A 13,195-nucleotide genomic window follows, 5' to 3' on the forward strand; every position below is an offset into this window, starting at 1 on the left:
ATTTAAAATGAATGTTTGGGTTGTTGATGATGATAGTTCAATTCGTTGGGTATTAGAAAAAGCACTTACCAATGCGCATTTTAATTGTATTAGTTTTGCAAACGGTCAAGATGTGATCGAAGCTTTGACTAATCAACTACCCAAACCAGCTGTACTAATTTCTGATATCAAAATGCCTGGCATCGATGGTCTATCATTACTTAATTATATCAAAGCACAATTTCCCCATTTGCCTGTCATTATTATGACAGCGCATTCTGATCTTGATGCTGCTGTCAACGCTTACCAAAAAGGGGCTTTTGATTATATTCCCAAACCCTTTGATGTGGATGAAATGATTCAACTTGTTGAACGTGCTATTGCACAGTCTCAACATTTACAAGTACCAAATCATCAGCGTACTCATGTTACGGCAAAAGCATCAACAGGCATAATAGGTGAAGCACCTTCAATGCAAGAGGTATTTCGGATTATTGGACGCTTATCGAAATCTTCTATTAGTGTGCTGATTAATGGTGAATCAGGTACAGGTAAAGAGTTAGTCGCAAAAGCGTTGCATACTCATAGCCCTCGATCTCATTCACCTTTTATCGCACTTAATATGGCAGCGATTCCCAAAGATCTGATTGAATCTGAACTTTTTGGACACGAAAAAGGAGCGTTTACTGGGGCTGCACAAATCAGGCATGGACGATTTGAACAGGCTAATGGTGGAACCTTATTTTTAGATGAAATCGGTGATATGCCTCTTGATGTTCAAACACGGTTACTTCGAGTCCTTGCCGATGGACAATTTTATCGTATTGGTGGTTATTCCCCCGTAAAAGTTGATGTCAGAATTATTGCCGCAACGCATCAAGATTTAGAAGCAAGAGTGCGCGAAGGCAAATTTCGGGATGATTTGTTTCATCGCTTAAATGTAATCCGTATTTTATTGCCTCCTTTACGTGATCGTGCTCAAGATATTCCGAAACTTGCAGAGCATTTTTTATATACCACGGCTAAAGAGTTAGGCGTTGAAAGTAAAGTTTTTAGTCCCGAAGCGATGAGTGTTCTATGTAAATTTAATTGGCCGGGCAATGTAAGACAGCTTGAAAATACCTGTCGTTGGGTGACAGTCATGTCTTCTAGTAAAGAAATTTTAGTGCAAGATCTACCACCAGAGCTATTACAATTTCCGATGCCTAAAAATTCGGTTGTTCGTAATGATATAAGTTTGACATTAAACGACTCTCAAGTTGCAATGGATTGGCAATTTTTACTGGAACAATGGGCTAAACAATCGCTTGTCGCGGGAAAATCGGGCATTTTAACTGAGGCAGTGACAGAAGTAGAGCGTATTTTATTAAATTGCGCACTTAATTTTACCAGAGGACATAAACAAGAAGCAGCAAATTTATTAGGGTGGGGGCGTAATACTTTAACCAGAAAGTTAAAAGAGTTTTCAAATAAAAATGACAGTGATATTGGCTAATTGATCTATAAAATTTTGATATAACGCTATGTAAAGAAACGTTTTCTAATCATTTAACACTGACTTTAGATATTCTTTAAAGTTTATTGAACACGGAGTTGTTTTTAGATACAATTTAATGCAAATGAGAATTATTTATATTTGTGTTGTTTTTATCTGAACAATAATTAGGAGTTCATATGTATTCATTTATCAAAGTTAAAATTACAGTGCTGTTTGCTGTATTGCTGTTAGTTGTTGGGTGTGATAATAATAAGAATAACCAAAAACCAGATTATTCCGATATTAAGAAAGATGCTCTGGTAATTAAACACGCTCAAGGCGAAGCATTTTTTGGGTCTGTTCCCAAAAAAGTAGCTGTTTTTAACATTGCAACTCTTGATATTATTGATGCATTGAATATTCCAGTCTCAGCTGTACCACAATCAAATGTCCATTTACCTGATTTCTTATCTAAATATAGTGATAAGTCCTATACTAACATTGGGACTTTGTTTGAGCCAAATTACGAAGTACTTAGCTCTATCAATCCTGACTTAATTATAGCAGGTGGACGAGCAACAGATGCCTATCCAAAATTGGAAAAATTAGCAGAAACAATCTCCTTAGATATTGATTCCAATAACTTCTTAGCGAGTTTAACTGAGCGAACTCGTCAATTAGGTTGGATTTTTGAAAAAGAGAAAGAAGCATCTAAATTGATTGAAGACTTTAATCAAAAAATTGACCAACTAAAATCGAAAACCAGTACAGCCGGTTCAGCATTAGTGATTATGATTAACGGTGGGAAAATGTCTGCATATGGCCCTAAATCACGTTTTGGATTTGTTTTTGATGTGTTAGGTTTCCAGCCAGCAACCACTTTCCAAGAAGCCGGTCGTCATGGGAATAGTGTTACTTCTGAATTCATCTTAAGTACTAATCCCGAATGGCTATTTGTGTTAGATAGAGATAATGCCATTGGTAATAAAGAAGCCCAATCAGCACAACAAGTATTAAATAATGAATTAATTCAAAAAACGGCAGCATGGCAGCACAATCATATTGTTTATCTTGATTCAACATCGATGTATATCGCAGGCGGGATTCAAACGTATAGTCGTTTAATGGATCAAATAGCAGAAGCACTACAAGAATCATCGACTAATCAATAAAAAAACATGAAGTTGTCGTTATATTTTATTGCAGGCATCATTATTTTATTAATTTTGACTGCAATAAGTTTGTTTATTGGTGCAGGGCATGTCAATTTACATGAACTTTTCACCAATACAAATATGCAGCAGATCTTTTTTGTCAGTCGTTTGCCAAGAACGTTAGCGTTATTGTTAGCGGGTAGTGCAATGAGTGTCGCTGGCTTAGTGATGCAGTTATTAACACAAAACCGCTTTGTGGAGCCTACCCTTGTTGGCACCACCCAATCAGCTAGTCTTGGTTTACTCATCATGATGGTATTCGCGCCCGAACAAAGTGTCATGGTCAAAATGGTGGTTGCAAGTTTATTTGCGATGATGGGTACGATTCTTTTTATGATAATATCCCATAAAATTGTTCTCAAATCAGCGCTAATGGTTCCACTTATTGGGATTATGCTAGGCGCGATAATCAGTGCTGTAACCACATTTTTTGCCATGTATTATGATCTATTGCAATCGCTTTATGGATGGCAATCAGGTGATTTTTCTGGGATTTTACAAGGTCGTTATGAACTATTGTGGCTAGTTTGTGGTTTGACATTGGTAGCATGCTGGAGTGCAGATCAGTTTACAGTCGTGGGGTTAGGTCGAGATTTTTCGGTTAATGTGGGACTTAATTATCGTCGAGTCATGATAATTGGACTAATTGTCATAGCATTGATTGGCGGTATTGTTGTTGTGGTGGTTGGTGTATTACCGTTTTTAGGATTAATCGTCCCCAACATTGTCAGCTTGTTATTCGGTGATAATGTGCGTAAAACCATTCCTTGGGTCTGTTTATTTGGTGGGGGATTGGTATTAATTTGCGATATTATTGGACGTTTAATTCGCTATCCATTTGAAATCCCTGTCAGTGTAATTCTTGGTATTGTCGGTGCCGTAATCTTTTTAATATTATTAAGTCGAAAAAAACATGCTAGTTAGTTCAAAACACTATCTTTCCAGTCAAAAAAGAGTTTGGCTATTATTGAGTATAGCGCTTATTTGTATCATCTTTTTTATGACCTTTAATCTAAAAGGGAATATTAGGTATATTTTGACTCATCGTATGTGGATAGTGTTGACGATGATATTAGTTGCTTTTTCGGCTGCAACATCCACACTCCTTTTTCAAACCGTGACCCATAATCGCATATTAACGCCGTCGATAATGGGGCTTGAATCTTTATTTGTCTTAATTCAAACAATTGTCATTTTCTTTATCGATGTGCAAGGTATTCCTTACATCGGTATTATTGGCAAATTTATCGTTGAATCGCTTTTACTGATCTTATTTTCTCTATTGTTATATAAAGGTTTATTCACAAAATTTAAGCAAAATCTTCATTTAGTATTATTAATTGGGATTATTCTGGGCACACTTTTCCGCAGTTTTGCAAACTTATTACAACGGTTAATGACACCAACTGAATTTGCTGTTTTGCAAAGTCGAATTTTTGCTACGTTCACTCGGGCTGATCCCATCTTAATTATTTTTTCATTCATTATTGCAATATGTATCGGACTATTTTTATGGAGAATGCGTTTTCAATTTGATGTTTTGGCTTTAGGTCGTGATAACGCTATTAATCTGGGCGTTAATTATCATCAAAGCGTGACAATTATTTTACTTTTAGTCTCGATATTAGTTGCAATTTCAACCGCATTGGTGGGGCCGTTTACCTTTTTGGGTTTACTGATAGCAAATTTAGCTTATAGCATAAGCCGCTCAAGCCAACATCGATTTTTACTTCCCACTGCCTTTTTACTTGGTGTGATTTTTCTGGTGGGTGGTCAAATGTTTTTAGAGCATGTTTTGAATATGGTTGGCGCCATTACGGTCGTCATAGAGTTTATTGGTGGTTGTTTGTTTATCTTCTTATTATTGAAAAAGGTACCGATGTGATACAAATTGATAATATTAATAAAAAATATCAAACCCTTTCGGTTTTAAAAAATGTTACCGCCACCATTCCACAAGGGGGAGTAACAGCAATCATTGGGCCTAATGGCGCTGGAAAATCAACTTTACTTTCGATTATAAGTCGACTTTTGAACGCTGATGAAGGAAACGTTAAAATTCAAGACATGGATGTGTTTAAAACGCCGAGTGATAAATTAGCTACTCATCTTTCGGTATTAAGACAAGAAAATCGCTTTACCAGTAGGCTTACCGTATTTGAACTGGTCGGATTCGGGCGTTATCCTCATACAAAAGGGCGTTTAAATCCTGATGATTATCAGCATATTCATCGAGCATTGGATTTTTTAAATTTAACTGAGTTTAAAGATCGTTTTTTAGATGAGTTATCTGGCGGACAGCGACAACGAGCATATGTCGCGATGGTGCTTTGTCAAGATACTGAATATGTGTTACTTGATGAACCGTTAAATAATTTGGATATGAAGCATGCAGTTTCGATGATGAAACAGTTACGACGTGCTGCGAATGAACTTGGTAAAACCATTGTCATTGTTATTCACGATATCAATTTTGCATCAGTCTATTCGGACTATATTTTAGCGATGAAAAATGGGGAACTGATCTATCAAGGAACTCCAACACAGATTATGAATTCAGCTATTTTAGAAGATATTTTTGATACGCCGGTTAGCATTGAAACCATCCAAGGACAACATATCGCTGTATATTATTAATGTTGATTGGTGAATTTTAAATTGCCACAAAATATTACTAATAATAAATGAGTTAAAGAAAATTATCGTTTGCTAATTCCTCTATTTCATGTTAAAAAAATGTCTTCTTTTTGTCGAGACAATAGTGATGAAGTTAGAGGAAATAGCCTTTTTAGCAGGTGTATCAAAGACTACAGCAAGTTATGTGATTAATGGAAAAGCGAAGGAATATCGTGTTAGTGACAAAACTATCGCCAAGGTTATGGCAATTGTAAAAAAGCATAATTATTATCCTAATGCAGTTGCTGCAGGACTCCGTGAAGGTAAAACGCGTTCGATAGGAATCATCATTCCAGATTTAGAAAATAGTAGTTATACACGAATTGCTAGTTATTTAGAACAATTAGTCAGGAAAGAGGGCTATCAATTATTGTTATCTTGTTCTGATGATAATCCTGAAATTGAAAAAGAATGCGTTGCACATTTAAAACGTAGAAGGGTTGATGCCATAATTCTCTCATCCTCTTTTGTTTCTGATTCTGACTATGCGTTTTATGACAATTGGCAAAATTCTAAAATTCCATTATTTGCTTTAGATAGAACGTTATCTACCAAAAAGTTTCGAAATATAGTTGGTGCGGATAAAGATGATGCCCAAACATTAGCTCAAACATTTAATCATTTTGTGCAAGGTAAAGCTGTATATATAGGTGCATTACCAAATTTATCCGTAAGCCAACATCGTCTTGAAGGTTTTAAAGCTGTAACATTAAACGATTGCGATAGTGTCGAATTTTTATATGCTAATAATTATAGTCGTCAAGATGCTGATATTGCTTTTAGTCATTGGTTAAACGATCATGAATTACCAAATGGTATTTTTACAACTTCATTCTCTCTTCTTCAAGGTACTATCGATGCTATTTTAAGAAAATTTGGTCATTTACCTGAAACATTAACTATTGCAACGTTTGGGGATAATGAATTACTTGATTTTCTGCCTTGTAAAATGATTTCACTTTCTCAAGATCATAAAGAAATTGTAGAAGTGACGATTAAACTACTCCTTAATTATCTACATCAACAAGAATATCAATCGGGTACCACTGTAATTCCTAGAAAATTGATCTATCGTGGTAATCTTAGCCGTTTATGTAAATGATTAAGGGACGTTCATCGAAGTAAACATTTTTTGAAATAGGAATTTGTTATTACTCTTAGTATTAGAAAATATTGATGTGCGTTGCGATTCTTCCTAATTTTTTATTAAAATAAAAGATAAAGTATGCTCAGATATAGCCATATTATTAAAGTCTATAAAGAGAAAAACTATTCAACGATATAACAAAAAAATGTCTATAATCTGTATTTTGTATTGAAAGGATTAATCAGAATCAAAAAATTAGATCTGGATCACATATTTGTTATTGATAGACATAATTTATTGGATAATTAACGTTAATTTATTCATCATGGCTGAAACGATTCAATAAAAATCATTAAATGGATTTATAGATGAGTCATTTTAGTCGACCCAATATTTTTAACCCAGAGGTATTTATTCTATGTTTCATTTAGTTAAAGAAGATATACATTTAAATGAACACGCTACTAATAAAACAGAAGCGATAAAAAAAGTAGCGGCAGCATTAACTAGTGCCGGTTTTGTCGAAGAAGGATATGTAAATGGAATGCTTGAACGTGAAGCGCAAGCTGCCACTTATCTGGGTATTGGCCTTGCTATTCCACATGGCACTACCACCACTCGTCATTTAGTTAAAAAGACGGGGGTTCAAGTTTTTTGTTTTCCTGAAGGTGTTGAATGGGGTGATGATGGTGAAAAAGCTTATGTCGCTATTGGTATCGCCGCTAGTTCTGATGAACATTTAGAGTTACTTCGTCAATTGACGCATGTTTTAGGTGCTGACGGTGTTGAAGAACGAATCAAAAATATTAAAACAGCAGATGAAGCACTTGCTATTTTAACCGGAAAAACAGAACAAGAAGACAGCCAATTTTCAATGAATGAATCATCACTTTTATTGGATATCAATGCTGATAGTTTAGCCATTTTACAAGCGTTAAATGCATCACGCTTAAAACAACAAAATGCTGTAAATACGGCTTTTATCACTCATGTGCTGGATAATAAACCAACTTATCTAGGTAGTGGGGTTTGGTTGAACGATAGCAAAGAAGGCAATCTAAAAAATGCGATTGTGATTAGTCGTACAATAAGCAACGTAAATGAAGATAATAAACCGGTAAAATTACTTATCACGATGTCGGTTGTTGATAATGCAATGTCTGAGGTTATTGATCGTATTGCACGTTTAGCATTTTATGAAAAGTTAGATTTAATGTTATCGGCAAGCACGGATAAATTAATCAATTTACTGATGACAGATGACTTGCCTTCAACTATCGATAATTCTCAAACTGAACAAGCTAACTCAGCAACGTCATCAGCATCGGATTCAAGCCAAGCTTTAACTCGTGAATTTATCGTGCCTAACGAAAATGGTTTACATACTCGTCCATCTTCAGTATTAGTTAAATTGGTTAAAGAGTTTAATAGCAAAGTAACTGTTGCGAATCTTGATGGAAAAGGGGAGCCAGTAAGTGCTACCAGCTTAATGAAAATCGTTGCACTTGGAGCCAAAAAAGGCAGCCGTTTGCAATTTACTGCGGTCGGTGATGATGCTGAGCAAGCACTTGATGCTATCGGTAAAGCAATTGAAAGCGGACTTGGTGAGGGAACAGAATAATGAATTATCGTGTTGCAACAATCACCTTAAATCCTGCTTATGATTTATTAGGATTTTGTCCAAAAGTCGAGTTGGGTGATGTAAATTTAGTTCAAACAAATGCTTTACTTGCCGCTGGCAAAGGGATTAATGTTGCTAAAGTATTGTCTGATCTAGATATAAAATTAACTGTTGGTGGTTTTTTAGGTCAAGAAAACCGAGATGGTTTTAATCTATTATTTAATTCATTAAATGTAGTCGACAAATTCCAAACTGTAGAAGGCCGTACACGCATTAATGTCAAATTGACTGAAGAAAATAGCGAAGTGACGGATCTAAACTTTTCAGGCTTTACAATTACTGAGCATGATTGGCAACGTTTTGTGACAAGTTCTCTTGAATGGTTAAAAGATATTGATATGGTCGCAATAAGTGGCAGTTTACCTGCCGGTGTATCACTTGATAAATTTACACAATGGATGGAGCGAGTTAAACAGATCTGCCCAAAAGTAGTGTTTGACAGTAGCCGAGATGCGTTAGTCGCTGGATTGAAAGCTAAGCCATGGTTAATCAAACCAAATGATAAAGAGCTTGAAATGTGGGTCGGACGTAAATTAACGACATTAGATGAAATTAAAACAGCGGCGATGGAATTAGTAAAAGGTGGCGTTGAAAATGTTGTGATTTCACTAGGAAGTAAAGGCGCTTTGTGGGTGACTCAACATGAAGCATGGTTGGCTAAACCACCAAAATGTCAAGTAGTGAGTACGGTCGGTGCTGGTGACTCAATGGTTGCTGGAATCATGTATGGATTAATAACAAATCAATCGATTAAAGATACCCTGGTATTTGCATCAAGTGTTGCTGCTTTGTCTGTTGGACAAGCGGGTGTGGGGATTTCGGATCGCCAAGCTGTAACTGATATGCTAGGCAAAATTGAAATAAATGCTGGTTAGGAGTTTGCATGAATATTTATATTGTTGAAGGTAGTAATACAGGTCCTGTAAATGGACGTTTAGCCAGAGCGGAACTCGCATTGGCTGCTAATTTGATGAATTTTAATGTAATCGATAATTCAGAGTCTGCAGATGCGATTATTGCTATCGGGACTGGTGAAATTAATGATAAATCTGTCATTGGTAAAAAAGTTTATGTGGTAGAAGATATTAATGCGTTATATGCAAACCCAAAACAAATTCTAACAGAAGCACAAAGTAAAGCGGTTGTTTTTGAAAAATCAGCTCAACGTGATTCAGCGCCTACCTCTAATACAGCTGTAAAACGTATTGTTGCAGTAACAGCGTGTCCAACTGGAGTGGCACATACTTTTATGGCTGCCGAAGCGATTGAAGAAGAAGCTAAAAAACGTGGTTGGTGGTGTAAAGTTGAAACGCGAGGATCAGTTGGGGTTGGTAACGAACTCACACCAGAAGAAGTCGCCTCAGCAGATATTGTGATTGCTGCTTGCGATATCGATGTGGATTTAAGTAAATTTGCGGGTAAAAAATTGTATCGAACAAAAACTGGCCCAGCGCTCAAAAAGACTGCGCAAGAGTTTGATAAAGCATTCGAAGAGGCAACGGTTTATCAACCTTCATCAACTTCAGCATCGGCTAAATCAAGCAATGAGAAGAAAAGTTTTTATAAACATCTTCTAACTGGTGTTTCTTATATGTTACCAATGGTTGTTGCCGGTGGATTGATCATCGCACTTTCTTTTGCTTTGGGTTCATTTGAAAACATTGACGGTGTACAAAAATTAGTTGGTGAACCACATTTAGCGCAAATTGGAGGCTTGGCATTTTCGCTTATGGTGCCATTACTGGCTGGCTATATCGCTTATTCAATTGCGGATAGACCTGGACTTGCGCCTGGTCTGGTCGGAGGATTGCTTGCGGTCTCAACAGGTGCAGGATTTTTAGGTGGTATTATCATTGGTTACTTTGCTGGATATTTTGCATTATTAATCGCTAAATACCTTCCCCTACCAAAAAGTATGGAAGCCTTAAAACCCATTTTAATTGTGCCACTATTGGCAACATTAGCGACAGGGCTTGTCATGCAGTTTATTGTTGGTACACCTATTGCTTGGTTAATGGGTGAGGTAACAGACTGGTTAAATTCAATGGGCACGGCTAATGCTGTTATTTTAGGTGCAGTGTTAGGCGGTATGATGTGTACAGATATGGGCGGACCAATTAATAAAGTTGCTTATGCTTTTGGTACGGGATTAATTTCTGCGCATGTTTATGCACCAATGGCTGCTGTGATGGCTGGTGGTATGGTACCTCCATTGGCAATGGGTATTGCAACGCTAATCGCTCGCAAAAAGTTTGCTAAAGCTGAGCAAGAAAGTGGTAAGGCGTCATTAGTATTAGGCTTATGCTTTATCTCTGAAGGGGCAATTCCTTTCGCTGCGCGTGATCCGTTACGTGTTATTCCATGTTGTATTCTAGGTGGCGCAATTACTGGTGGTATGGCATTAGCATTTGGTTCAACATTAATGACACCACACGGTGGATTATTTGCTCTAGCAATTCCAGGTGTCGTTAAACCTGTGGGTGGTTATCTGTTATCCATTGTTGTTGGATCGGTTATTGCAGGGCTTGCTTATGCAGCTATTAAAGCACCAGAAAAAGAAGCTGTAGCGACGACAGCTTAAAAAGCATAAATTAAAACGTCATCTGATGATGGCGTTTTTTCTTATATTTACTTATTTTTTTACCCAGCGTTGTAAATCTTTCGGAACGAAATCGTCCATTTGTTTCAACACAAATTCGGCGTTATCACTAACAATTAATGTGTTATAAAAATTTTCCCGAATAAACCCTTCTTGCACAGCATGCTTTAAAAAACTCAACATAGGTTGCCAAAAGTTTGTAATATCAAATAATGCCACCGGTTTTTCATGATAACCAATTTGCATACCAGTCCAAACCTCAAAAACCTCTTCTAATGTGCCGGTACCGCCTGGCATAGCGATAAAACCGTCAGCTAGTTCTGCAAGCCTTGCTTTACGTTGATGCATATTGTCGACCACCTCTAATCGGGTAATGCCATGGTGAGCAGTTTCAGCTTTAACTAAACGTTCAGGGATGATGCCGATGACTTCACCGCCATGAGCTAAAACAGCATTAGCAATCATTCCCATCAGCCCTTTATTACCTCCGCCATAAATTAATCGCCGATTTTGTTTTGCTATAATTTTACCGAGTTGCTCGGCAGCTGTTCGATATTCCAAACGATTGCCTTCACTGGCACCACAAAATACACAAATATTTTTTTTCATAAATCATACTCTAGCTATTCTTACCGTAGCCCTTTATTTTAGCATAGGCGATGTATTATTTGTTTACTCACTGAGCAGTTAGTTTTATTTCGTGTTTTAACGATTGACATAATCGTTATAGATCGTTAATATTCTGACCGTCGAGTGTTCCTCCATAGTTCAGTCGGTAGAACGGCGGACTGTTAATCCGTATGTCACTGGTTCAAGTCCAGTTGGAGGAGCCAACTTTCCACTTCATCTCATATCTATACGTCTCTATTTGATTATAAATCAATATTTTATATTTTTTTAGTATACCGCTTATCCATATACATTTATCAATTTTTCTATCAATTTACTATTTTTTCGGGTTTAAATGCGAATTAGCAAAAATGCTCATTTTTTTCAAATAAAAAGTAAAGCGATACTTTGAGGATCTCTTTCGAGAGCTGCATGATAAGCAGTAGCTTCAGCAACAAAAAAACTTTGGGCTGAAGCTTTGGCAACCTGTTCGGCATCAAAACCAGCTGGCAGATAATAGCATTAACTTCATAAATTTTTCTATTTCTGCAAAATTTTGTAATTATTTCACCATTAACTATGGTTTCATAAATTTGCGTTCGACAAGCTCACCGTCTTTATAGGTTTCTGTGTACAAAAGTTTGCCTTTTTTGCGAGTGGATAAGATGGGTTCATTCAGTTCATTATGTTCTAATTGATGACATTTCCAAATACCAACAGGCAGGCCATTTTTGTATTCCGATTCGAGATAAATATAACCGATACCTAAAGGCGCATATTTACTGCCTGTTATCTCGATCCATACCCCCTCGCGAGTATGGTTTTGAACTAAACCTTCCTCTGTATCATTAAGATCTGTATTTTGAAAAGAACCATTAGTATCATAATAGCGGATGAATTTGCCTTGGGGTGTCAGTTGGTATGTTCTTTTTTCATTAGCAGCACTGTCTGTCTCATCACTACCAAAATCCCTAATAATTATTTTCCCATTATCATAATAGAAAAATCGATAGCTTCTACCCAGATCATTTCCATATTCGTAAGTGGCTGCTAATTTATCCACAATTTGATCAGAGCTGATAGAGATAATGGATTGAAAAATAAGGTGTCTTCCATACTCGCAATGGTTGCATTCTAACTCAAGGTTCTCGGTGGTGAGTAGAAACAGATCAAACTGAGGAAAGCTGGCTATTTTTTCCACATGAACTGTAATCTTCTGGTTTAAAATATCGTTGATATTAAATGGGATATCATAGGAATCCTGAACAATCTGCTTTAAATTTTCTTGGGTTAAAGTAATCTTATAGGATTGTTCTGATTGGGACTGCTTATATAAATTCCTGGCTAATTCATCAAAAGCCTTTTCATTCCCCGAACGTTCACTTTCTGTTTCTGCATGTTGCCAATGTGTTGCAAAGGGATATAAAACATGTTTATCACCAATTGGCGGGCTGGCAAGTGGAGCTTGCATAATTTGGGTAATAAGATCGTCTTTTTTATTTTTATTAATCGGTTGGCTATTCGCCATTTGATTACAACCTATCATAAATAGGATGGTGAAACATACTATTATCAATCTCATTGCCAATATTCCTTGTTTATTTTTTACAATGTTTCCCTCCATACTTAACGCCCGTATAAAATAACGGGTGCAGTATATGAGTGCGGTTTTCAGAATTTATGGAGAGTATATACCTGATTTCAGATAATAGTGAATTTATTTCTTCTTTATCTTAGGTGGATTTTTAATTGATAACTTACTATGAATATTAACAATTTTTGCCAGAATATTTTTTTATTATCACGCATATTATGCACGGCAATCCATAGTAAAAAAATCCTGAATAATTATATATCATTTAGTCGCAATAAA

Annotated in this window: 11 protein-coding genes and 1 tRNA gene; 10 read left to right on the plus strand and 2 right to left on the minus strand. The window is 36.4% G+C overall.

The annotated features are described in order from the left end of the window. Window positions 1–7 precede the first annotated feature (7 nt). The 9 genes from glnG to fruA all read left to right on the plus strand — a co-directional run bounded on the left by glnG (window position 8) and on the right by fruA (window position 10,695). On the plus strand, window positions 8–1,474 hold the full coding sequence (gene glnG, locus J3U14_RS08990; RefSeq protein WP_267351990.1) for a nitrogen regulation protein NR(I): 1,467 nt from the start codon (window positions 8–10) through the stop codon (window positions 1,472–1,474). Window positions 1,475–1,653: 179 nt separating this feature from the next. Further along, window positions 1,654–2,628, plus strand: coding sequence for a siderophore ABC transporter substrate-binding protein (locus tag J3U14_RS08995; protein ID WP_267351988.1), 975 nt, complete (start codon window positions 1,654–1,656; stop codon window positions 2,626–2,628). Window positions 2,629–2,634: 6 nt separating this feature from the next. Beyond that, window positions 2,635–3,594 carry an ABC transporter permease gene (locus J3U14_RS09000; protein WP_267351986.1) on the plus strand — a complete coding sequence of 320 codons (960 nt, stop codon included), beginning with the start codon at window positions 2,635–2,637 and terminating at the stop codon, window positions 3,592–3,594. Continuing rightward, window positions 3,584–4,555, plus strand: a complete 972-nt coding sequence (locus J3U14_RS09005) for an iron chelate uptake ABC transporter family permease subunit (protein WP_324169819.1) — start codon at window positions 3,584–3,586, stop codon at window positions 4,553–4,555. Before J3U14_RS09000 ends, J3U14_RS09005 begins: the two co-directional genes overlap by 11 nt. Next, on the plus strand, window positions 4,552–5,307 hold the full coding sequence (locus tag J3U14_RS09010; protein WP_267351984.1) for an ABC transporter ATP-binding protein: 756 nt from the start codon (window positions 4,552–4,554) through the stop codon (window positions 5,305–5,307). The genes J3U14_RS09005 and J3U14_RS09010 overlap by 4 nt, the downstream gene beginning before the upstream one ends. 127 nt (window positions 5,308–5,434) lie before the next feature. Then, entirely contained in the window at window positions 5,435–6,448 is a 1,014-nt protein-coding gene (cra, locus tag J3U14_RS09015; protein ID WP_267351982.1) for a catabolite repressor/activator, read from the plus strand. A gap of 403 nt (window positions 6,449–6,851) precedes the next feature. Then, complete coding sequence (gene fruB, locus J3U14_RS09020; RefSeq protein ID WP_267351981.1) at window positions 6,852–8,054, plus strand: fused PTS fructose transporter subunit IIA/HPr protein; 1,203 nt, start codon at window positions 6,852–6,854, stop codon at window positions 8,052–8,054. Then, complete coding sequence (fruK, locus tag J3U14_RS09025) at window positions 8,054–8,989, plus strand: 1-phosphofructokinase (protein ID WP_267351979.1); 936 nt, start codon at window positions 8,054–8,056, stop codon at window positions 8,987–8,989. The genes fruB and fruK overlap by 1 nt, the downstream gene beginning before the upstream one ends. Before the next feature lie 8 nt (window positions 8,990–8,997). Continuing rightward, the gene (gene fruA / locus J3U14_RS09030; protein ID WP_267351977.1) at window positions 8,998–10,695 is read left to right on the plus strand and encodes a PTS fructose transporter subunit IIBC; all 1,698 of its coding nucleotides are present in this window, start codon (window positions 8,998–9,000) and stop codon (window positions 10,693–10,695) included. Between the two features lie 51 nt (window positions 10,696–10,746). On the opposite strand, the gene J3U14_RS09035 is transcribed toward fruA, so the two are convergent. After that, window positions 10,747–11,322 carry a TIGR00730 family Rossman fold protein gene (locus J3U14_RS09035; RefSeq protein WP_267351976.1) on the minus strand — a complete coding sequence of 192 codons (576 nt, stop codon included), beginning with the start codon at window positions 11,320–11,322 and terminating at the stop codon, window positions 10,747–10,749. A 148-nt stretch (window positions 11,323–11,470) separates the two neighbouring features. Here J3U14_RS09035 and J3U14_RS09040 point away from each other — a divergent pair. Beyond that, window positions 11,471–11,546, plus strand: a tRNA-Asn gene (locus tag J3U14_RS09040). Window positions 11,547–11,899: 353 nt separating this feature from the next. Here J3U14_RS09040 and J3U14_RS09045 read toward each other — a convergent pair. Next, window positions 11,900–12,904: a hypothetical protein gene (locus J3U14_RS09045; RefSeq protein ID WP_267351975.1), complete on the minus strand. Its 1,005-nt coding sequence runs from the start codon at window positions 12,902–12,904 to the stop codon at window positions 11,900–11,902. Window positions 12,905–13,195 lie beyond the last annotated feature (291 nt).

It is taken from the genome of Gilliamella sp. B3801, from assembly GCF_026536645.1.
GTDB classification, from domain to species: domain Bacteria; phylum Pseudomonadota; class Gammaproteobacteria; order Enterobacterales; family Orbaceae; genus Gilliamella; species Gilliamella apicola_I.